The 23,450-nt window shown below is 39.3% G+C and carries 21 protein-coding genes and 1 rRNA gene; 4 read left to right on the top strand and 18 right to left on the bottom strand.

Annotated elements, in window-relative coordinates:
• From N2257_01835 to cdaA, 5 genes are all read right to left on the bottom strand, one after another.
• Positions 1-865: ribosomal RNA gene (locus tag N2257_01835) — 16S ribosomal RNA — on the bottom strand; the annotation flags it as partial.
• A gap of 399 nt (positions 866-1,264) precedes the next feature.
• The gene (locus tag N2257_01840; GenBank protein ID MCX7793137.1) at positions 1,265-3,322 is read right to left on the bottom strand and encodes a DNA internalization-related competence protein ComEC/Rec2; all 2,058 of its coding nucleotides are present in this window, start codon (positions 3,320-3,322) and stop codon (positions 1,265-1,267) included.
• A gap of 225 nt (positions 3,323-3,547) precedes the next feature.
• Positions 3,548-4,906: a phosphoglucosamine mutase gene (gene glmM / locus N2257_01845; protein ID MCX7793138.1), complete on the bottom strand. Its 1,359-nt coding sequence runs from the start codon at positions 4,904-4,906 to the stop codon at positions 3,548-3,550.
• Complete coding sequence (locus N2257_01850) at positions 4,903-5,568, bottom strand: CdaR family protein (GenBank protein ID MCX7793139.1); 666 nt, start codon at positions 5,566-5,568, stop codon at positions 4,903-4,905. Before N2257_01850 ends, glmM begins: the two co-directional genes overlap by 4 nt.
• Before the next feature lie 3 nt (positions 5,569-5,571).
• Entirely contained in the window at positions 5,572-6,333 is a 762-nt protein-coding gene (cdaA, locus tag N2257_01855) for a diadenylate cyclase CdaA (protein ID MCX7793140.1), read from the bottom strand.
• Between the two features lie 90 nt (positions 6,334-6,423).
• On the opposite strand from cdaA, the gene N2257_01860 reads away from it, so the two are divergent.
• Genes N2257_01860 through N2257_01875 form a run of 4 tightly spaced genes read left to right on the top strand, consistent with a single transcriptional unit; the run spans position 6,424 to position 12,374 of the window.
• Positions 6,424-6,807, top strand: a complete 384-nt coding sequence (locus N2257_01860) for a FixH family protein (protein ID MCX7793141.1) — start codon at positions 6,424-6,426, stop codon at positions 6,805-6,807.
• Positions 6,808-6,811: 4 nt separating this feature from the next.
• A complete protein-coding gene (locus N2257_01865) occupies positions 6,812-8,092 on the top strand; it encodes a TolC family protein (protein MCX7793142.1) in 1,281 nt (426 codons plus the stop codon).
• A complete protein-coding gene (locus N2257_01870) occupies positions 8,058-9,173 on the top strand; it encodes an efflux RND transporter periplasmic adaptor subunit (protein MCX7793143.1) in 1,116 nt (371 codons plus the stop codon). Before N2257_01865 ends, N2257_01870 begins: the two co-directional genes overlap by 35 nt.
• 6 nt (positions 9,174-9,179) lie before the next feature.
• Positions 9,180-12,374, top strand: a complete 3,195-nt coding sequence (locus tag N2257_01875) for a CusA/CzcA family heavy metal efflux RND transporter (protein ID MCX7793144.1) — start codon at positions 9,180-9,182, stop codon at positions 12,372-12,374.
• On the opposite strand, the gene N2257_01880 is transcribed toward N2257_01875, so the two are convergent.
• From N2257_01880 to N2257_01940, 13 genes are all read right to left on the bottom strand, one after another.
• Positions 12,352-12,507 (bottom strand): hypothetical protein, encoded by a 156-nt coding sequence (locus N2257_01880; GenBank protein ID MCX7793145.1) that lies wholly within the window; start codon positions 12,505-12,507, stop codon positions 12,352-12,354. The genes N2257_01875 and N2257_01880 overlap by 23 nt on opposite strands.
• A complete protein-coding gene (locus tag N2257_01885) occupies positions 12,473-12,805 on the bottom strand; it encodes a hypothetical protein (protein ID MCX7793146.1) in 333 nt (110 codons plus the stop codon). Before N2257_01885 ends, N2257_01880 begins: the two co-directional genes overlap by 35 nt.
• Positions 12,750-12,950, bottom strand: coding sequence for a hypothetical protein (locus N2257_01890; protein ID MCX7793147.1), 201 nt, complete (start codon positions 12,948-12,950; stop codon positions 12,750-12,752). The genes N2257_01885 and N2257_01890 overlap by 56 nt, the downstream gene beginning before the upstream one ends.
• Positions 12,951-12,952: 2 nt before the next feature.
• Positions 12,953-13,267: a carboxymuconolactone decarboxylase family protein gene (locus N2257_01895; protein MCX7793148.1), complete on the bottom strand. Its 315-nt coding sequence runs from the start codon at positions 13,265-13,267 to the stop codon at positions 12,953-12,955.
• 37 nt (positions 13,268-13,304) lie between these two features.
• On the bottom strand, positions 13,305-13,784 hold the full coding sequence (locus N2257_01900) for a hypothetical protein (GenBank protein MCX7793149.1): 480 nt from the start codon (positions 13,782-13,784) through the stop codon (positions 13,305-13,307).
• Positions 13,771-13,929 (bottom strand): hypothetical protein, encoded by a 159-nt coding sequence (locus N2257_01905; GenBank protein ID MCX7793150.1) that lies wholly within the window; start codon positions 13,927-13,929, stop codon positions 13,771-13,773. The genes N2257_01900 and N2257_01905 overlap by 14 nt, the downstream gene beginning before the upstream one ends.
• Positions 13,929-15,050, bottom strand: a complete 1,122-nt coding sequence (locus N2257_01910) for a Vms1/Ankzf1 family peptidyl-tRNA hydrolase (GenBank protein MCX7793151.1) — start codon at positions 15,048-15,050, stop codon at positions 13,929-13,931. The genes N2257_01905 and N2257_01910 overlap by 1 nt, the downstream gene beginning before the upstream one ends.
• 624 nt (positions 15,051-15,674) lie before the next feature.
• Positions 15,675-16,517: a putative Ig domain-containing protein gene (locus N2257_01915; protein MCX7793152.1), complete on the bottom strand. Its 843-nt coding sequence runs from the start codon at positions 16,515-16,517 to the stop codon at positions 15,675-15,677.
• 26 nt (positions 16,518-16,543) lie between these two features.
• Complete coding sequence (locus N2257_01920) at positions 16,544-17,164, bottom strand: hypothetical protein (GenBank protein ID MCX7793153.1); 621 nt, start codon at positions 17,162-17,164, stop codon at positions 16,544-16,546.
• Between the two features lie 3 nt (positions 17,165-17,167).
• Complete coding sequence (locus N2257_01925) at positions 17,168-18,298, bottom strand: PilW family protein (protein MCX7793154.1); 1,131 nt, start codon at positions 18,296-18,298, stop codon at positions 17,168-17,170.
• The gene (locus N2257_01930; protein ID MCX7793155.1) at positions 18,295-18,750 is read right to left on the bottom strand and encodes a type II secretion system GspH family protein; all 456 of its coding nucleotides are present in this window, start codon (positions 18,748-18,750) and stop codon (positions 18,295-18,297) included. Before N2257_01930 ends, N2257_01925 begins: the two co-directional genes overlap by 4 nt.
• Positions 18,725-19,201, bottom strand: a complete 477-nt coding sequence (locus N2257_01935) for a prepilin-type N-terminal cleavage/methylation domain-containing protein (GenBank protein ID MCX7793156.1) — start codon at positions 19,199-19,201, stop codon at positions 18,725-18,727. Before N2257_01935 ends, N2257_01930 begins: the two co-directional genes overlap by 26 nt.
• On the bottom strand, positions 19,198-23,337 hold the full coding sequence (locus N2257_01940) for a PilC/PilY family type IV pilus protein (GenBank protein ID MCX7793157.1): 4,140 nt from the start codon (positions 23,335-23,337) through the stop codon (positions 19,198-19,200). The genes N2257_01935 and N2257_01940 overlap by 4 nt, the downstream gene beginning before the upstream one ends.
• Between the last annotated feature and the right edge of the window lie 113 nt (positions 23,338-23,450).

Below are 23,450 nucleotides of genomic sequence, written 5' to 3' on the forward strand. Positions count from 1 at the left end.
CCAGGCGGCAGGCTTACCACGTTGGTTGCGTCACCGAGGGAACACTCCCCCGACATCTGGCCTGCATCGTTTAGGGCGTGGACTACCAGGGTATCTAATCCTGTTTGCTCCCCACGCTTTCGCGCCTCAGCGTCAGATGAGCGCCAGAGGGCCGCCTTCGCCACAGGCCTTCCTCCCGATATCTACGCATTTCACCGCTACACCGGGAATTCCGCCCTCCCCTCGCTCTCTCAAGTCACGCAGTCTGTTCGGCAGCACGACGGTTAAGCCGCCGTATTCCACCAAACACTTGCATGACCGCCTACACGCCCTTTAAGCCCAGTGATTCCGAGCAACGCTAGCCACCTCTGTCTTACCGCGGCTGCTGGCACAGAGTTAGCCGTGGCTTATTCAGAGGGTACCATCCCAGCTTTTCCCCTCTAAAAGGAGTTTACAACCCGAAGGCCTTCGTCCTCCACGCGGCGTCGCTGGATCAGGCTTTCGCCCATTGTCCAATATTCCCCACTGCTGCCTCCCGTAGGAGTCTGGGCCGTGTCTCAGTCCCAGTGTGGCCGTCCGTCCTCTCAGACCGGCTACCCGTCTCAGGCTTGGTAGGCCATTACCCCACCAACTACCTGATAGGCCGCAGGCCCATCCCCAGGCGGATTGCTCCCTTTGGTTATGAGTCTTCAAACCCATAACTTTATGCAGTATTAGCCACCGTTTCCAGTGGTTATCCCGCTCCCAGGGGTAGGTCACCTACGTGTTACTCACCCGTCCGCCGCTAAGTTAATGCTGTATTGCTACAACATTAACTCCGCTCGACTTGCATGTGTTAGGCACGCCGCCAGCGTTCGCTCTGAGCCAGGATCAAACTCTCAAAGCAAACTTAAAGCTTTAAAAGCCTACCCATGTTTTCAAAGAACAATTACTCCCCACGATACCTCTCTGCTATAAGCCTTGCGAGGCAAGGTCTATAAGTGGGTGCCTTGGAAGATGCTTAGGCTTCCCCTCCCCTTTCGGTTTGGGGCATGCACACCACAATCCTCCGCTGGCTCCCTAACTCTTGGTGTTCCCTCAGCTTACTTTAGCAGAATAGGTATCGCAGAGAAAAATGAAGACCTCAGATAACCGAGTTACCTTTAAAAGAGCAATCTTACTTTTTTCTTACAATTATATTTTACCACTTTATGTATATTTGTCAAGAAGCCTTAAAAGATTTTTAACCGGAATTTTAGCTGATTTTACGCATTTAGCTCATTTTTTTAAGTTTTTTCTCCTTATTTTAAAATGTTCTAAATAAATTCTTTATGTTTGAAATCTCTACTAAAAGGCTTCTGGTTTCTACTAACCTGAAGTCTTTGTATAATTTAACATATAAATTGCCTTTAAGTAAAATCTTAATTGTTCCAGTTGAGGAGGTGATAAATACATTTGAATCCTTTAAACTATTTAAAACCTCTCTGTGCGGGTGACCATATGGGTTTCTTGCTCCAGCACTTATTATAGCAAACTCTGGTGATATTAGCTCAAAAAAATTCTTATATGTTGAATATCTGCTTCCATGATGTGGTATCTTTAAGATATCAGAATTTAAAATTTCACCGAGATAAAGAATATCTGCTTCTGCCTCTCTTTCAATATCTCCAGTAAAAAGCACAGAGACTCCATTAATAATTGCCTTAAGTACAAGAGAGGTATTGTTCTCATAACTGTATCTATCTCCAGAGGTATAAAAACCTTGATAGGGATGAAGTACATAAAAACTATATCCTCTAGCAGAAATATAATCTCCTCTCTTAAGAGCTCTTCTAGGAATATCTCTTAAATCTTCTGGATATAAAAGAAATCCATTGTCCCATATCTCTTTTATCTTGAAATTTTCTTTTAATAATCTCAGACCTCCTGTATGATCAGGATGGGGATGAGTAAGAATTAACACATCGATCGTTCTTTTACCCCTGTATCTCAAATAAGCTGATGTCTCTATTCCGCTTTTACCTGTATCAATAACAACAGTCCTTCCATCAGGTAATTCAATAACTGTACTGTCTCCCTGTCCAACGTCAAGGAATGTGATCTGGGGTGTTCTATCCGTTCTTATAGTCAGGAATAAAATAATAATTATAAAAAAGGCGAGATAAAAATATCTTAGCCTATTAAGTAATAAAAAGAGAATTAAAAAGAAATAAAGAGCAAGCAAAACTACCACAGGAAAGGGCAATACAGTTATTTCCGAATATTTAAAGGAAGCGAAGAGTTCAACGATTTTAATTACAAAATTGATAATTCCTTCAAGCAGATCCTTTAAAATAAGATGGCCGGTTAGAAGATAAAAAAAAGAAAAAAATAAAAGCAGTGGCAAAAGCACAAAACAAACTAAAGGCGTGATAAGGATATTGGACAATATACCTGTTAGAGGTAAATAGTGAAAAAAATAAAGTATTAAAGGAAGGGTACCGAGTGTTGCAGAAAGAGAAATAAAAAAGGTATTTATAAAAGGAACAATCAATCTTTTCTTTAATATCCCTTCTGTAGAGTCATGTTCTTTTTTAAATTGCCTAAACCAGAGTCCTATAAAGAATACTGCAGAGAAAGAAAGCAGAAAAGAAAGGTCAGAAAAAGAGTATGGTTCAATAATAAGGATAATTGTTGCAGCTATCAAGAGTCCCGCGAGCCAGTAATATCTTCTTTCAATCATAAGTCCTGATACAAAAAGTATGGCCATTATAAAAGCCCTGAAGGCTGGTATATCCATACCAGAGATAACAAAATACCATGTCAGAAAGGGTACAACAATAATAACGGATATAAAATTTATTGATACCTCTGTGGTCAATCTGTGAAATACTCTGTACGGAAGAAAAGAAATAATCCTCTTCGTAATTCTGAAAAATAAAAAAAATAAAAGTCCAAAATGGGTTCCTGAGATTGTAAGGAGATGGGATAGACCTGTCTTTCTAAATGATTCCCTCAAATCAGGATCCACATCCTTTGCACCCGTAATAAGTGCCTTTGATAAACCAGCAGCCTTTTCGTTAAATATCCTTTCAAAAAGGTCGTTAAGTTTTTCCCTCTGTTTCTCAACAGTCCACCTTATATCTTTAGAAACCTTTTTAATCTTTATCTCAATTGGTATCGCTTTACAATAAGGTCTTGCATAAATACCCGGAACCAGACCATAGTTTTTAAGTTTTAATTTCATAAAAACCTCAGCCTCTGTTCCAGGCTCTATATATTTATCAAAATAAAGCCTGACTTCTGATGGGCACGGCTCAGGAGAACATTTTCTGATCTTAACCCTGTATTTAAAATCACTGCTTAATGAGGGCTCAGATGACAAAAAAATTACATCTGCCCTAATAGTATCATGAATATCTTCAGGCTGTGAATCAGCCCTTAAAAAGGGATAAATAAAACCGAAAATTAAAAATGAAATTGCTAAAAAATTTTTATTCTTTAAAAGAAAAAGTAAAAATACACCGATTAAAAGAAAGCTTAAAAAGGGAAAATAAGAAGAAACATAGGAAAGAAAAACCCCTCCAATAAAGAAAAACAATAACATCTCTTAGGGAGGCCTCTCTCCTGTGCTCCGAGTTATTCTATCTGCCAGATGGGAAGCAATCTCCTTTATTAAAAGCTCATCCTCTCCTTCAACCATTATCCTTATTTTTGACTCTGTTCCTGATCTCCTCACAAGTATCCTGCCTTTATTTCCAAGTTTCTCTTCTGCAAGACTTATATCTTTTTTTAGTTCAGGTATGTCCTCAAGTCTGAGCTCATTCCTTACTGGTACATTTATTAATATCTGGGGATAAAAGATTATATCTTTTGTAAGCTCAGAGAGGGTTCTTCCTGTTTTCTTTATTAAATAAAGGACCTGAAGCGCTGTTATGGGACCGTCACCTGTAGTATTATGGTCAAGAAAGACTATGTGTCCTGATTGTTCTCCGCCAAGGTTGCAGTCCTCATCAAGCATTCTCTCAACGACATATCTATCGCCGACCTTTGTCCTGACCATCTCTATACCATTTTTATTGAGATAATTTTCAACTCCTAAGTTACTCATAACAGTTGCTACAACCTTATTCTTTTTTAATCTTCCGTCTCTTTTCATATCTAAGGCACATATAGCAAGTATGTGATCTCCATTTATAATATTGCCCTTTTCATCTATAAATATAGTCCTGTCTGCATCTCCATCATGGGCAATTCCGAGATGGGCTGAGTTTTCAATGACAGCCCTTCTGAGACCTTCAAGATAGAGAGAACCACAGTCTTTATTTATATTCTTACCGTCAGGTTTATCATTTATTGATACTACATCTGCTCCTAGCTCTCTTAAAACCCAGGGTGTAACCTTATAGGCAGCACCATTTGCGCAATCTACTACAATTCTGAGACCTTCAATATTGAACCCCCTTGGGATTGTAGATTTAATATACTCAATATACCTTCCAGTGGCATCTTCCAGTCTGAAGGCCTTTCCTATTCCGTCTGCAGCAGGTCTTCCGTTAAAGAGCACTTGATCTTCAACTAGCTGCTCTATCCTTTCTTCAACCTTATCGGGTAATTTAAATCCATCAGAGGAAAAGCACTTTATACCATTGTCTTCAAAAGGATTATGGGAAGCAGAAATAGCAATCCCTGCATCAACCCTCAAGGCTCTGGTAAGAAATGCTATTCCCGGGGTAGGGAGGGGACCAATTAATATTACATTCATTCCCATTGAACATATTCCCGAGGTAAGAGCACTCTCTACCATATATCCTGAAAGTCTTGTATCCTTACCTATTAGAATCATGTTTCTACCTGAAGATTTTCTTAATACCTTTGCTATAGCCATGCCAATTCTTACAATCATCTCAGGGGTTAAAGGTTCTATATTTGCTTTTCCTCTTATACCATCGGTACCGAATAATCTCATGGTTTCTGCCTCCTAATAATTACCTTTACCTTTACACTTTCTGGATTTATCCTCACATAACCAGCAGGTGGTTCAAGTAATGCTGTAAAGGTTATATCTTCTTTAATGCCGTCAATTGAGAGAGGCTCGGTCTTGATATACCTCATTTTTTCAATATGCGATCTAAGACCCTCTATCTCCACAGTTTCTGGCTCTACCCTTACAGCACTTATAACATACCCCCTTTGAGGTTCACCTGTTAGCTCAGGAATTATTGAAACCCTTTTTACCCTTATCTCATCAAGTCTTATCCTAACACTTGAAGGTTCAATAGATGTTACAGTGAGGGAGGAAGGAATTGAAACATCTTTGCTGCCAAGGTAAATAACATTCATCCCTTTCTTTGCCTTTGAAAGATCTACAGATACCTTTACATCATAGGGTTTCAGATTTTTTATGATCTGTTCAAAGCCCTTAACACCGACTGTCACCTGTGATACACTTTTACTCTCTACGCCAAGCCCTCTGGGTATGTATTTTAATTCAAGGGGTACATTCATTGTAATCTCTGTCTGACCTTTGATAACAACAAAAAACCATAAAACTATAGCTATAAAAAGGGAGGTAATTTTTAAAATAAGATCTTTTCGGAAAAAATCAAAAAATTTATGAAATTTGCTCATCCCTTACAATTCCTCCTTTTCGGAGAAAAGGTTTGTAAGGATATCCCTTAATGTGCTGAGATCAAGGTTGGTCTTTAACTCACCTCTGATTGCTACAGATATGTGACCTGTTTCCTCTGAAATTATTATCACTACCGCATCCGTTTCCTCACTCAATCCTATTCCAGCACGGTGTCTTGTACCGTACGCCTTACTTATCTCAGTACCAAGAGCAAGGGGTAGAAAACAGCCAGCAGCCACAACCCTGTTACCCCTTATAATTACAGCGCCATCATGTATGGGTGACGTGGGATGGAATATGCTTAAAAGTAGCTCTTTTGAGACCTTTGCATCGAGGGGTACGCCTATTTCTACATAATCCCTCAGTGATACCTCCCTTTCGATAACAATAAGGGCACCTATTTTTCTTGAGGCAAGGCTGATAGCCGCTTTGACAATTTCATCAATGGATTTTATCTCCTCAGCTGATGTTAACCCAAATATTGGTGATCTACCCATTTGAGCAAGAGCCCTTCTTATCTCTGGCTGAAATATTATTATCAGGGCTATGACTATCTGGCTCCAGAAATTATGAAAAAGCCAGTCAACAGTGTAAAAGCCAAAGGTTTTGGAAAGTAAAGAAGCTGCAAGGAGAATAACTATCCCTATAACTATCCTTCCTGCCCTGCTTCCGCGCTTAAAAAAGGCAAGAAGTCTGTAGAGAATGAAAGCGATAATAAGGATGTCAATAAAATCCTGCCACCTTATCTGGTAAAGGGAAAACATGTTTTATTATAACCCATGAAAGTCATCTCTTCAAATTTCCTTCATATTTTTAATGTATTATTAATAAAAACTAATATTAAGGAGGTAAAGATGAAGATAATAACAATCATTTTATCAATGCTTTTACTTACCGGCATTGCCTTCGGTAAGGACTATGAGGTTAAAAAGACAGTAAATGGCTATGAGGTTGTGGCAAGGATAGATAAAAACCCTCCATCAACTGGAAAGAATAATATTACAGTCACGATTAAAGAGGCTGGAAAGATTGTTACCGATGCAAAAGTAACAATCAATTACTCCATGCCAGCGATGCCCGGTATGCCACCCATGGATTATAAAACTGATGCTTCCCTGAAAGGAAATGAATACGCAGCTACAATGGATCTGAGCATGTCAGGTCCATGGAATATTGCAATAAAGATCAAGAGAGGAGATAAAACATCAACAATGAAATTCAACATTGATGTAAGATAATACTGTGAGAGGGGTCCTCATCATCCTTATTCTTTTAGGGATAACTGCTTCATCAGGGGCAGATGAGGGCCTCTACCCTGTACTTAAATTAGATAGACTCCTTGAGATTGCATCAATGGAAAATCATGAACTCCTGATGGCAAGATCAGGGGTTGAGATATCTAGGTACCGTATCCAGCAGGCAGGAGCCCTTCCTGATCCAATGATAATGATAGGCTATGAGAATGAGGGATGGTCAAGATACACATACGGCGAGATGCCAGGTGCCAGATGGATATTCTCTCTATCTCAGACATTTCCTTGGCCGGGCAAGCTTTCCCAAAAAGAACTCTCAGCAGAGAGAGAGGCAGAATCATTTAAGGCACTTTATGAAAAAATGAAGCTCAATGTGATTGAAGAGCTGAAGGTTAAATATTATGAACTCCTTCTTGTATATAAGACCATTGATTATATAGAAGAAAAGAAGGAGCTTCTCAAAAGGCTCGAAGATATAACATCCTCAAGATATTCCTCAGGCATGGCTACACTTTCTGAACTGATCATGGCACAGACAGAAAAATATATGGCTATGGAACAGGAGATAATGTACAAACAGAAAATAAAATCCCTTGAAGGGATGATAAATTCCCTGATTAATAGAGAGCCATTGAGTCCTCTTGGAAGGCCCGAAGAGAGATTAACAGAGGAGATAAAACTTGATGAAAATTATCTGATTGATAGGGCAATGGATTCACCTGAAATAAAGGAGATTAAATATCTTTTAGAATCAAGACAGTACATATACAAACAAGCAGAGCTGGAATATTATCCAGACCTTACCATCTCAGCACAGGTATCTTTAAAACCTGAACCATATGAAGATATGTGGATGCTTTCACTCTCTTTCAATCTCCCGATATTCTACAGGACAAAACAGAGAAATATGGTTTTAGAGGCAAAGGCAGAGATTGATGAAAGTTATCATAAACTTGAGGCAGCAAAACAGATGCTAAAGGCGAATATTATTGATACCCTCTCGATGCTCAGGGCATCAGAAGAGCTAATAAGTCTTTACAGGGGAGTCTTTATACCAAAGGCTGAACAGGCATTTGAGGCAGCTATCACAGCATACAGAACAGGAAAAATAGAGCTCACAGAGGTAATAAAAGCTCTAAATAACCTGATTGATTACAGACTTAATTACTGGAGACAGATTATTGAAAGGGAAAAGTTACTTTCAAGGATTGAAAGACTCTGTGGAGGAAAGATAAATGAAAAACCCCAGAGCAGTAATGAAAAGGATTAAGGTAGGGATTTTAAAATTTATATTCATCTATCTACTGATATCTCTCTATCCTCATAACCTCTCAGAAGCTCAGGAACCACTTGTGGAGGTAACCCTTGAGCAACAAAGGATAGTAGGTATCAAAACATCAAAAGTAGCCTATATTGATATGAAACGGACCATAAAAACTGCTGGAATTGTCCAGTTTGACGAATCCCTTACCTCAACCATAAATATAAAGATAGAGGGCTGGATCGAGAAACTTCATGTGAATACAACAGGAAGATATATAAATAAAGGAGAGCCACTTGCAGAGATATACAGTCCTGAACTCCTATCAGCTCAGGAAGAACTCCTCAGTGCCTTGAGGCTTTTGAAGAAGGCGCAGGAGAAAGGTTCTGAACTTCTCATAAATGATGCCAGAAAGATATATGAAGCAGCAAGACAGAGGCTTCTTTACTGGGACATCCCACAGGAAAAGATAGAAGATATAGAGAAAAATAACAGACCCTTAAGAACACTTACTATCCTAAGTCCTCAAAAGGGTTATGTAATTCAGAAATATGCTGTAGAGGGTATGAGGGTAATGCCAGGAGAAAGGCTTTTTGACATAGCAGACCTTGAACGTGTATGGATAATTGCAGATGTATATGAAGCTGATATAGCCTTATTACAATCCCTTAAGTCAGCAGAGATAAGATTAAGCCATATTCCATCAAGGGTATACAGGGCTCCTGTTGATTATATCTATCCTGTGGTTAATGAGAGTACAAGGACATTAAAGGTTAGATTTCTTCTTCCAAATCAGGGGCATCTCCTTAGACCTGGCATGTTTACAGATATTTTAATAAAAACAAACCTTGGCAGGAGGCTTGCCATTCCAGAAGATGCAGTGATCGATACTGGTTTAAGAACCATTGTATATGTTCGTAAATCTGATGAAGAATTCGAACCGAGAGAAATTCTTACAGGACTAAGTGCAGACGGAATGCGAGAGGTTATAAGGGGTCTTAAACCAGGCGAAGAGGTAGTGAGCCAGGCAACATTTCTGATTGACTCTGAGGCCAGACTTAAGGGAATAAAACCGCTTCCATTGAAATAAACTATTATGATTGCTAAACTTATAGAGTTCAGCTCCCGTAACAGATTTTTTATATTCCTGCTTACAGGAATGCTTGTTGCCTGGGGATACTGGGCATTAAAGCACACACCGCTTGATGCAATACCAGACCTGAGCGACACACAGGTAATCATCTATACTGAATGGCCTGGAAGGAGCCCTGACCTTGTAGAAAACCAGATAACCTATCCTATATCCTCCACACTTCTTGCAGCACCAGAGGTGAATGTAGTAAGAGGATTCTCTTTCCTGGGAAGTTCCTTTGTCTATGTAATATTTAAAGAAGGCACAGACATATACTGGGCCCGAAGCAGGGTTCTTGAGTATCTACAGTCTGTAAGGACAAAGCTTCCCCAGGATGTATCTCCTGTGCTTGGTCCTGATGCTACAAGTCTTGGATGGGGATTCAGCTATGCAGTTGTTGATGAAAAAGGAAAGATGAATCTTGCAGAGCTCCGCTCACTCCAGGACTGGCATATAAAACTTGCCCTTGAGAGTGTACCGGGCGTATCTCAGGTAGCAAGTGTTGGTGGATTTGTAAAGCAATATCAGGTGATAGTTGATCCTATAAGACTGAGGTCCTATGGGCTCACTCTAATGGATATCATGAATGCCATTAAGGCATCAAATATTGATGTGGAAGGAAGGGTACTTGAACTGAGTGGAGCAGAATACATGATTAGGGGCAGAGGATACATAAAGAATCTTCAGGATATAAAAAATACTGTCCTAAGGTCAGAAAAAGGAGTGCCTGTCTTGCTGAGAGATGTTGCAAGAATAGAACTGGGACCTGAGATAAGGAGGGGGATAGCAGAGCTCAATGGCCAAGGAGAGGTTGTTGGTGGCATAGTTATTGTAAGATTCGGTGAGAATGTCCTTAATGTCATTGAAAGGGTAAAGGAAAAGATAAAAACCGAGATAGAACCATCCCTGCCAGAAGGGGTAAAGATTATTGTTACCTATGACAGGTCTGATCTCATTTATAGAGCAGTTGATACACTAAGGGAAGAGATAATAAAACTCGCAGTGGCAGTAAGTGCCGTCTGCCTTGTATTTCTGCTTCATCTACCAAGCGCCTTAGTAATAATACTTACACTGCCTGTAGCAATAATAGCCTCCTTCATACTAATACATCAATTTAATGTCACCTCAAATATAATGAGCCTTAGCGGCATCGCGATAGCAATCGGCGCCATGGTTGATGCATCAATAATAATGGTAGAAAATGCCCACAAGAAGTTAGAGGAAATAAATAAAGTAGGATTCCATCATAACAATGCAACATCTTACAGGATAAATGTGATAATAGAGGCTGCGAAAGAGGTGGGACCTTCCTTATTCTTCTCGCTCCTTGTAATCACAGTTGGATTCCTCCCTGTCTTCACACTTGAAGCGCAGGCAGGAAGGCTCTTCAAACCACTTGCCTTTACAAAGACCTTTGCCATGCTCTTTGCCTCATTTCTTGCAGTCACACTCACACCAGCACTCATGACCTTATTTATCAGGGGAAAGGTTTTATCTGAAGAAAAAAACCCAGTAAGTATAATCCTTCATAAAATCTTTGAACCTCTTGTGAGACTGGCATTGAGATTTAAATACCTCGTAATAGCAGGTGCCATAATAATAATGGCTTTAACTTATATACCTATTGCAAAACTTGGAACAGAATTCATGCCACCCCTTTATGAGGGTACCCTTTTTTACATGCCTGTTACAGCACCTGGACTTTCAGCAGCAGAATCAGCAAGACTCCTCCAGATACAGGACAGGATTATAAAATCCATACCAGAGGTTGAGCTTGTTTTTGGAAAGGCTGGCAGGGCAGAAACAGCAACAGACCCTGCACCACTTGAGATGTTTGAGACAGTGATAAATCTAAAACCTGAATCGCAATGGCGTGAGGGCATGAATGTAGAAAAACTCAAGGACGAACTGAATGAAAAACTCTCCATTCCTGGTGTTGCCAATTCCTTTACAATGCCCATAAAGGCAAGGATAGATATGCTTGCAACAGGCATAAGAACACCAGCAGGTATAAAAATACTTGGACCCGACATTGAGACCATAGAAAAAATAGGCATTGAGATTGAAGATGCAATAAAAGATATTCCTGGTACAAGAAGTGTGTATGCAGAAAGGGTCAATACAGGTTACTTTATTGACATAAAACCCAGAAGAGAGGTTATCGCAAGGTATGGATTAAGTATAGAAGAGGTCAACACCTTTGTCCAGACAGCCATTGGAGGTATGAATATCACAACCACTGTTGAGGGAAGAGAGCGTTATCCTGTAAATATAAGATATCCGAGAGAGCTAAGAGATAGCATTGAGAAACTGAAATCCCTTCCTGTACCTCTTAGCCCTGCAGGGTCAGAAAAAAACACTATGGACCCTTCAACATTTCAACAAACCTTTATTACATTAGGACAGCTTGCAGATATAGAGGTAAAGCCGGGACCTACCATGATTAAATCAGAGGAGGGACTCCTTGCTGCCTATGTTTATATAGACTTTTCAAGTAAGGATATTGGAGGATATATTGAGGAGGTTAAAAAACGTATAAGAGAAAAGATAAAGATCCCACCTGGTTACAGACTTCAGTACAGTGGAGAATATGAATACATGCTAAGGACTCATGAAAGGCTTAAGCTGGTAATTCCCCTTACTATATTCATAATCTTTGTCCTCATTTATCTAAATACTCGTTCTGTTACAAAGACATTTATTGTTCTTCTTGCTGTACCTTTCTCACTTGTTGGTTCATTCTGGTTTCTTCATCTCCTTGGATACAATCTTTCAACTGCAGTATGGGTTGGCCTCATTGCCCTTGCTGGACTTGATGCGGAAACAGGTGTTGTTATGCTTCTTTATCTGGAGCTTGCCTATCAGAAATGGGTTAAAGAAGGCAGGCTCAAGACTATAGCTGACCTAAGAGATGCAATTATGTATGGTGCTGTAAAAAGGATCAGACCGAAAATAATGACTGTCAGTGTAATACTTGCGGGTCTCATACCCATAATGTTCAGCCAGGGCACAGGCTCAGACGTAATGAAAAGGATCGCAGCACCAATGATAGGCGGGGTAATAACATCAACAATCCTGGAGCTGATAATTTACCCTGTAATTTACATGCTCATAAAAAAGAGAGCTCTGAATAATTCTACCCCTTCAGCCTCTTTGTGAGTATCTCAAGATCAAGTTCATCCTGTTTTCTCCCTGTAGCCCTTTTATTCTTTATAAGTTCATTAAGCCCTATAAAATATACCTCTGTATCTCCGTATCTACCTATAGCTCTGTTTTTTCCAGACCTCCTCAAATGTGCACCCATCAATAGATGTCACTATATCAATCCTCACAGGCTCATAACCAAGCTGAATAATTATTCCAGAGCTCATAAAATCCTTCTCGGTGAGGCCTGTGAAACCGAATTCTTTTATTGCCCTTACCAGTCTTAAAGCATTCTCTTCAGTTGGTTCTATTAATATATCCATATCCTTGGTATACCTGGCAATAGCATGATAAGCCACTGCATAAGCACCCACTATACAGTATCTGACATCATGTTTTTTTAACAATCTTAAAAACTCTTCGTAATCCTTCTCTACCCTTTCCATAACCCTTCAGCTTATAAAAGACCTCCCTGAGATACTCCATGGTCTCAAGTCTCTCCTCTGGAGTCATATTAAGATGATAATTTATGTCTGCCTCTGAAGCATCCTTAAAAGAATTGAATCTCTTTATCCAGATCTTTTCTCTCATTTCTAAAGTATATCATCAACCCAGCTCAGGGCTGCAGATACATTTGGAAAACCAATTGTACTTATTAAAAGTAGAAGCGAATGCCTTATCTCCTCAGGTTTGGCACCTGCCTCAAGGGCCCTCCTTGTATGGCTGTGAACAGCGCCCTCAGACTTTATTGCAGCTGCAGCAGCAAGCTGAATAAGATGAGCTGTTTTCTCATCAACTGGACCTGCATTCTTAATGCTCTTTGCAAGACTATCAAGACTCTCCATTACCTCAGGATATCTCTTTCTGAGTTTAAGATACTGTTTCGGGAGGGCTTTCTGCTTCTTCATATAAAACCCCCTTAATAAAGATAAGATACCAAAGGTATCATACAATTTCCTTCAGTTTTTTAAGATACTCTATATCCTCAAGGTCTTTTGGTCTCAATTCACCAAGTTGTTTTAACTTTATCAAATCATCTATAGAAGGTATCCTTACATAAAAATCAGAATCAGGATCTTTTTTGACCACTGATCTTTCATAAACTTTATCAAAATCTAAAGAGATTCCGATAGAAGGTTTATCAAAGGCCTTTACGAAGAATACATCTATTTTATTACCTTCATCGTCAGAAAAAGAATCCACAGGTCTTTTATCTTCAGAAGAATATTTACCGCTCAGGCAAAGCCTTTCCAGTAACCTGTAAACAGAGAAACGGTCTTCAGGATCAATCCAGAAATCGTAATCAAAAGAAAAAAGAGGCGCACCATACTGAACAACAGCCTGTCTTCCAATAAGAATGTATCTGATGCCCTCTCTGTTAAAGGCCTTAATAATCTCAAGGGGATCAAATTCAGGTCTTCTCATCCCTCTTTATTTCCTTAAGTTTTCTAAAATAGGATAATCTTTTTTTTGCCTTCTCCACGTATCTTATCTTCTCTGAAGGAGTAAGTTTACTGAAGACCCTTATGTTTTCGATTATCTCATCCTCTCTTTTAAGTTTTATCTCCATCAATACCTCAGGAAAGCACCTATGGACCCGTATTTTTTTAATTCCTCAGAGGGTTCTGAAAGAACCTCAACAAGACTTCCCTGTTCAATTGCCTTTTCTCCAGCAAGCCCTATGATATGCTCTATGAATTCTATCCTTCCACTGCAATAGGGACATTTCTCTATCTTCTGGGCTGTGAGATATCCACAGCCAGTACAGTGATAACCACCATTTTCAAAATCCTTAGAAATTATTAACTTCATCACCCTTTTATCCTGAATTGCCTTAAGGACATCATCAAGTCCAAGCACAGCAGGCCCACCTTTAAGGCTAACCTCTATCAGTTTTTTTACATCCTCTTCCTCCTTTTTTCTTTCAAACTCCTTTATAACAGGTTCAACTTTCCTTAATACCTCATCAGGTTTTGCAAACATTTCTATCCTGACAGTTCCTATAACCTTATTTAAAAGCTCTTTTGGAAGTCTATCTTTAATCATGGATACAGCCTCGGGAGAGCCTCCGATAATCAGTCTTCCAATATATTCTCCGTTCATGAAGGAAGCAAGTTTTTCAATTACCTCCTTAAGATGAATTCCTACATGGTAATCAATATGTCTCTCATAGTGATCCTGGGAGAGGGCAAACCAACCACCCTTTTTATGCTTACCTGGCACGCCCTCTGTGTGCACCTCTCCATACTCAACAATCTCTCCGAGATGGACAACAAATATTCTTGCTGATTCCTTATCCACAATCAAGATACAGTACCGCTGGTAATTGTCAAGAAGGTCAATAAGTGGTTTTGTATAGGGAAATCTATCTATAATAAGCTCATTCTTAACAGGTACATTTAGATGATAAACCTTCCAGAATAAATCATCCTCACCAGCAAAAACCGCTAGACCCTTTTTAAAGAGACGTTTACTTGTGAGGACATAATTCTCTATTTTTGACATTGAATCCTTAACTTTCCTGTAAATCTCCCTGTCAAGATTATCAGATGTATGTTTAATCATATTTTTAAAATGGACCATATAATCTCCGGCCTTATTGAAAAGAGGATCGACATTCAGATAAAGACTCACAAAATAACCCTTTCCATCAAGTTCTGCCATCTCTTTTAATTCTCTCCTGTCCAGCATACCCTACCTCCGTAAAAGAAAATTAGATATGGATTAACCCTTATCAGGGGATTTAGAATTTTATATCATTATAGCACAGAAAAGAAAAACTCAGAATTAAGATAACACAAAAAAAGTATATTCTTTTAAAGCAATTTCTGATTCTGAATTTTGCAATCAAATAATACAAATCGAAGATAAAAAGTCAAACTTCAAATTATTAAAAGGAAAGTAATTTTCTCTCCTAAGGACACAGTAAATAATGAGAGAATCAATATCAAGATTCATATTTTTAACGGGTAATAAGGCTTCTTGTCTGTTCGCACTCTATCCTCTGATGTCCTTTCTACCGGAACCAACATAGAACTCTCACGTATTTGAGTCTATCACTTTGACATTGCTATCTGCATCTCAGCACTCTTATGAATATCCTTCTGTATCTCCCATAAGCCCCGACATTAACAAAGATATCATAAAAGCCCACAGGAATGAAGTAAAAACCTCCTATGCCGAACAAAAGCTACACTTTTACTTTAAAGAAAAGGACTGAAAAAATCAATAACAGAGAATTAGGGATTAGAGCATTTAAGAAATCTCTTTTTATGTTGACTTACTGCGGACAAACAAAGGAAGATTAATGACGGGCTATATATTAAGTTCAAAACTCTGAATTGCCTCACCACCGTATCCATCACTAACAACTACAGTGAAACTAACTTGGCCTCTAAAACCCTCAGGAACCAACCATCTAATAATACCGTTCACATGATCGATGGTCATACCCTGAGGCGCAGATTTAAGGAAATAGGTAAGAGTATCGCCATCAATGTCCATAGCCTTTATCTGACAGGTAAAAAGATTTCCATCAAATTGATTGTCTTTATAGTCAATTATAATGGGTGGAATATTTGTTATCTCTCTTCTTAAAAGAAGAGCCTCCCCATAATCCTCCCCATCAAAAGGAGTAATTTTAACTGTGACCTTATCACCTCTTTTTACAGTTTCCTGGATCTGTCTTTCCTTTCCTGCGGGCTCACCATTTTTTGTCCATTCATAAAGAATTATGACCGGGTCTCCATCAGCGTCAGCTGCTTCCGCATCAACATAGAGTCTATCACCTGGCCTGAATATCTCTGGCATGAGCTTTACTCTCTTTAACTCCGGTAGTGCGTTTTTAACCCTTACTTCCTTTGAAAATAATAATCTTTCATCCATTAAAGCCCTCACCATTATCACATCATCCCTTTTTAATCCTTCTGTGCTTAATCTTAAATTTCCTGTTTCTGCTCTTTTTCCATTTATGTACCATTCAATCTTTACTTTGGATGGATCAATATTTTTAAAAACCAGTTCCACATAAGAATTACCTTTGGGCTCAGAGGTATTGAGATCTATAGAATAATCAGAAAATTGTATCAGAGAAGAGGGAGTTTCCTGAAAAGCTTGCTTCTCAGGTCTTTCCTTAGTACAGGATATGAATAAGAACAAAAGGAATATTAAGAAAAATATTCTCATCAGTATTCATAAAGAACAGAGAGTTTTGCCCTCTCGGATGGATTATCAATCCTCTGGCTCAATATCTCAATAGTATAAAGATAAGGTATGCTCATAACAGCAACCTCACCTGGGTTTGACTCAACCACACCACCTTTTATTAAACCTTCGTCACCGCCAGAATTTCCCTCAACTGTATCTACAATCTTTGCATAAACCCTGTAAGTGCCAATATCAAAGCGCACGTCATAAGTTAAGGGAGGATTGTTGTTTTCTGAAGGGTCAATTATAAGTGAGGTAGCACTACTTAGATTAGGACAGACGCTGCTCCAGTTGGCTGTTGCTTTGTTCATCTTTTCTATAAGACAGTTCGGTATAGATCTTTGAAAATTTAATAATCCTGTCACAGTGGAATCAAAAGGATTATTCCCCCTTGCTGCAATAACCTTCAGGCTTATATCAACTCCACCTGAGGCAGCCTCAAGGGCTGTTTTATATCTCTTCTCAATACCTGATATCTGGGTGCCGACTGTAACAAGATATATCAGTCCAGCCATTATTACAAGTGATATAGCAGATAGGACAAGCACTGTAACCAAGGCAATGCCACTTTCTGATAAAATCCTTTTAATACCTTTCATATCTCACCCCAGATTATTCGGCTTGACAACAAGCTTGTAAATCTTCCACCTGTAATATTTATATTCAGGATCACCTATCCTTGTTTTAAGATCAAAGGACTGCCCCAAACCTGTCTCTCCCACATAAACAGTAGGATTTGGATAATTATAATTAATATCCCTCTGTCCTTCATGGGCAAGGATATAGACCCTGACCTCTTTCACCTGTTTTCTGATCTGCCCGGCTGTAAGAGCACTTATATCATTTGTTAAGTTATCAGGTACGCCGTTATTATCAGTATCTATTGCAAATACTATCTGCATATCTGCCACACAGTCAATAACAGGATATTCAGTAAACTGATTTGTTCCAGAAGTGGAACCATGATTCATTGTTGCTTTATATAGAACACCCGTTCCAGAAGCACACCTTGAGGGTAAATTATTTCTATTTATAAAATAATCAGCACGGTTAAAGGGTACCTTAGGATTAGTGTTTCGAATAATTCCATAAATAACCCTCGTGGATATCGAGTCTGAAGGTTTAAAATCACCAGCATTACTGTACACTTTGTAAAAAGTAGAACCGCTGCCAACAAGTGTTCTATAATTTGATTCTGATGTCCCAGGGTCAATAACTATAACCCTATCATTTCCATCAAAGGATTCTCCAGAGATATCAGACCTGATTACACCTGTATTTTTTAATAGTGCCCACTTTCTGCTAGAATCATTTTCTGTGATAATTGCTGATTTAATAACAAGATAATCAGAACCATTAAAGCACAAATTATTTCCGCTGACTATGGCTCTGGGTGGATTCGGGGGATTGTCATTATAAGTAACAGGGTTTGCGGTCGTAGCAGGACCGCATGGTTGTGCAGTAAATGTCTCTGCTGCAGCATAGGTAATACCTGAAGATAGATTCCAGGGCAGCCCATAACCAGCACCTTCTATATCCCTTCTGAGTATCTCAAGACCCATTATACCCTCAACATTTGTCTCCATAATAGCTGATTGCTGCCTGAAGAGATTTAGCTGATTGATGAAAAGATTGCTAACAAGTGTTATGGCAATGATAAATATAGACATTGTAATAAGAAGTTCAACAATAGTAAAACCTTTATTTAACATTTTTTCCATTCTCTTACTCATGACTTCTTCCTTATTGAAGTAATGCTGTGGGAATAACATTCTCCCCTGTACTGCCACCGCACCAGTATATTAACCTCCTTTGTATCTGTACCAAGAGACCTGACTGTCCTCCTGCTTCCAAAATCGATATCATTATTTCTGATTCTTCTTGTTATCTTTACAGGATAATTATTAGGATCATTCACTGGAGGTCTCTTACACGGTGCTATTTCAAAATTTGCCCCTGGTGTGGCATCAGAAAGGAGAGCATCAAAATTCATATTTCTTGCTTCCTCCATCCTCTCAGCAGCTATCCTTACTGCTTCATCTCGCATTTCATTTTTTAAATTCGTCTCAAGGGAAATTAACGAGGTCTGCATGAGAGCAAGAGAGACAATAAGAAAGATCACAAGGGCAACCATAACCTCTATTAATGTTGCACCTTTTTTATTTTGCAATACATTGACTGCCATTCCATTCTCCCAAGTTAATCCTTGTTGTAAATACATCTATGCAATTAATATAAGCCTGTTCTTCTATCCGGACATGACCCATTCTGTTAGAAAGTCCATCTTTTTGAAAATTGAATGTATTGTTTGAAAAATTATTTCTTAAAGTGTATGGAAGGCTCCTCTGGACTATAATTCTATCACCCTGGTCATCGCAATCTCCATCTCCATCAGGTACTGGACTGTAGTCTCCTTTTATTACATAAGAATTTGTTCCCAGGGTTACGCATACCAATCTGTTTTCTGAAAGTGCTATCTGCCTGCCTCTAAGAAGATCTGCATGTATCTCCCTGATGGTCCTTTCAACATTATATCTTCTCATCCATCCCTGAAAGGAAATGGTAATAGCAAACAATATCGCAATTATTGCAACAACAATGACAACCTCTGTAATGGTAAAGCCTTTGGTATTCACCTTTCCCTCACATGAATAATTCTCTTAACCGGTGCAGGTGATGTCATGATAGAAAGACCCTGCTGAACAGGAGGCACACCTTCAAGGCTGTAGGATTTCCTTCCACCAGCAGCAGTAAAAGCCCGTGAGAGGTCAATCTGCTCAATAGCACCTGTTGAGACCTGAAGTATTCCCACACCTTTAAGAAGACCACCTGGAGCACCTCCTGTATCGTATTTAACAGCCCAGAGGAAGCTTTTACCACCAAGTGAGCATATATCGTTGTAGGGTTTATATGCTGTAAAGAACACTACACCAATTGTTCCTGTGAGGGGGTCTGTTATAACCCTTTCAGCCATATACTGTCTTGTTATCTGGAGGGCACAGGAACCATCACTATTGTATCTTTCGCAATAGGTATAATTACCCTCGCGATCAAGCCTTATATACCAGCCATCTGGATCATCGGTCCCCTCAGGTCTATCAGTTACATCTGTGAGCTGACCAAGAGTCCTTAATCTTGCTGATGAATCATTTAAGCAGCTTCCACTCCAGCCATTATTATAGCAGGGTTCTGTAAATCCCACAATATGTCTCTGACCAGTGGCATCATCTATGTCATCAGGTCTTGAATAGAAATACCTTCCTGTACCAGCATAGAGCCAGAGCTTACCTGTCTTTTTATTAAGCAGATTAGCAACTGCTGATGTTACAGGACCTATGTTATCAATCACAGTGCTAAAGGACCATCTGCTCACATCCATTGTTTCCCTCATTGCTCCCCCAATAGATTCCATAGTAATAAGCCTTAAAATACCACCTTGGGTAAAGGTATTATCAGATGCCCTTTTTACATAAGGTATATAGACTACATCATCCTGATAATCCCGGTCTGTATCCATTACACTATTAAGGAGTGAACCTGAAAAGGCATTTGTTATGTTTGTATCCAGTACCCATAGATTATTAGGTTTAGGACCATTCTTGAGGTCAAGTATGAATATCTTTAGATTCTGATCTGATCTTCCGAGAAATTGTTGATTAACGGTATCTATTGGACCTGTTGGTCCTGAGCCAAAGACTACAAACCATCTGCCATTTTTCCCTTGTTCACCTACTCTTATAATAGCAGGACCAGATGTTGTAAAGCCTAAGTCATCCCGTGCAAATTCCCAAAGAAGAACAGGATTATCAGGATCTGTCACATCAAGGGCGAAATAGGATGAATAACCGAGAGCAGTCTCGGGTGTTTTTACGCAATCAGTACAAGAAGCATTAACATTCCTGCAGGCACCACCAAACCTCATGCCTCCTATAACAATAGTCCTCCAGCTTTCAGGGGTCTTATCACAAGTCCAGTAATCACCTATACAATTAGCAGGATTATTTATACTTGCATCAAATATATATGGTGTAAGGTCAACTGAATATATATGGCAGTAACCAGGGTCTGCATAATATTTAAGATATGGAAGGACATGCTTTGGAATAAATGCCCATAGCTCCTTACCAAGTTCAGAGCCAGAAAGACAGGCTTTGTAATCAGAACTGCATGTCTCACTTGTAGGAAATTCAAGTCTTCCAAGTTTAAAGGCATGGAGCATTCCATCATTCCCACCGGCAAAGACTATACCTCTCTGCCTGTAATTGGTAGAATTAAGATATTGCTCATAGGTAGTATCACCATATTTCTGGTGATAACTATTAAGGGGTATCCAGGACATAACCTTTGGTGTAGAGTTCAAAACATCTCCAAGCTTCCAGACCTTCGGCTCCTCACCACTATCCAGAACATCACCATCTCCGTTTAGGTCAATTGCAACTGTTCTTGACCTTAAAAAACTGTACTCTCTTCCATTCATGTAATTTATTAATGTTATAGCATCATTATCGTTTATCTGCAGATCACCATTTAAATCCCCTGGTGCAAGATAAGGTCTTAATTGAGAGGCATTTCCTTCAGAAAAGGAGAGCATATTATTCTGGCATGTTCCACCAAGACAGCTTGTGAATATTCTTCTTGGCGAAGTATTAATATCCCTTTTCCACAGTTCAAGACCAGCCTCCCAGAGCACCTTTGTCCTTTCAAAGATTACAGAGGAAGAAGATGAAGGATTATAGATATTCTGTATTGAATTATAGTCATAAAGATCAGCAAAGGTTGCTTCAAGAGATGGGTCAAATCTCATGGTGATTTTTTTGTCATCTAAGAATCTGAGCTTTCTGTCCTGATTGCTATCCTCAACAATTGTACTCTGAGCAAAGAGGGGGTCAACAAAATACCAGTAATTTGAGAGCCTTCCTATCCAGGATATCTCCCTGTCAAAGATACCACCTCTCTGGATAGAGGTAGTCCTCGGATAAAATACTGCCTGTATGAGATTTGCACCCTGGCCCTCGCCAGAGGCAAGCACAGATGCAGCAGTTCCAGAAGCAGCCCTTCTTAAGATATCCTGAAGAGCCTGCCTCAATTGTTCTTCAAGATTATTTTCATCAGCAGGATAAAATTTACCTCCGCCTTTTAAAGCAGCCTCTTCAAGATAAGGCCGTGTCTGGTCATTACCAAAGGTGTGGACTACATAAAGGGATATAAATTGTTTACCATTTTTATCATTCCTCAGGTCATTAAGAAAAGCCCATTGTGCATTATTTACAAAACATGTTCCTGTTGAAGCATTACAGGTGTTAGTAGGACCAGTTAGATTTGGTAAGGTAGGGCCAGAAAGATTTGAACCACTTGTAATAAGAAGTATAAAATTTAATCTGCACGGAGTATTATCTATTGGATCTCTGTTTGTGCAACCATGATAGGCATTTGAATCATACTCAGGTCTGCCACTTGTAGTATTAATAAAATAATGTGTTATTCCGTATAAGCCCTTAGCAAGGGCAGAGGCTGGTGCAGGTGTAGCATTCTGTATTGCTGTATAAAAACTTGATGCAGGTGATGCAGGAATACAGGTCTCAACATCTATCCTAGGAGTGGTTCCAAAGAAATCTGTCAAGCCCCATCTTGCCCTTGGATTAATATCATCCCAGAATTCCTGAATAACTCCTTTTTTACCATCCCACTGACCATTACCATTTTGATCTGTAAATGATTCACCAGGATCCCATATATCATTGCCATTAGAGTCTGTCAGAGGTTCTTCGGGGAGGTCTACTTTTACATTGAATTGCTTAGAACTTACAGTAGGGCTCTTAACTTGAATAGTTACGGTCTTTGAATCAGTTTGACCCGCTGTATCTCTTACCTGAACTGTAAAAGACCAGGTACCAGTACTTGTAGGACTTCCGTAAATTATCCCTGAAGCCTGATCAAGATATAGCCCTGGTGGTAAAGACCCTGCTGTAATGTTCCATGTATACCTTGCAATACAAGAAGGCTGATTGCTACCTCCGCAGGGAGTATTTACTGGCATTCCCCATTTAGCCTCAAATGTAAACTTATAACAAATACCCACCTCAGCATCTGGAAGACTTGAAGATGAAGGGGTAATAATAGATGGAGATTTTGATGCACTTGCACTTCCTGTAGAGCATGGGAAATTGGTATCTGTAGAACAATTTCCACTAGGACTAGGACATGACCCACCTCCTCCGCTACCACCTAATATTCCACAAGTACTGCCAGATATTGTCAAATTGGCATTACTAACAGAAAATGTGCAATTATTATATGTCTTAGTCCAAGAACCACTTATGCTTGAAAGTGTATGGGCATTAGCCTGACGGGAAGCTGTTTTACCACCTAAAAGCACCTTTTGTAGAAGGTCAAACCTTGACATAGTTGCCCAGTTCATAAGGTTGCCAGGATAACAGTCAGGACCTGGAGAAGTACATCCTGTTGCCTCCTGAAATGTCTGTCCTGAATATCTGTAATATTTGTTCGACTTAAAATAGCCGATATATGTTTTATTAGGATCATAAGTACTGCCGTAGGCAGCATTGAGCATGTCTTGAGAGTTGTCCATAAGGATCATTATATTTGGAGGAACATTCTTTTTCACATAAGGCGGAACGAGGCAGTAATCCTCCATATTAGCGGCTTCTGAATTCAAGGGAAGGATAGAAAGTATTATAAAGAGAACCATTAAAAATCTTGAATTTTTATAGCTATAAGGAAAGTCACTATGCTTATTTAATAGAGTCTTCATAATGAGTACCTCCTTAGAGATTCCTTCTCTTTTTAAGCAACTGCCGTGCCAGTTGAAAAGTTTCAAAAAAATCTATAGATTTCCTATTATTTCACAGGCTTGATTGTGTAACA

The sequence above is a fragment of the Thermodesulfovibrionales bacterium genome (assembly GCA_026417875.1).
Lineage (GTDB): Bacteria > Nitrospirota > Thermodesulfovibrionia > Thermodesulfovibrionales > CALJEL01 > CALJEL01.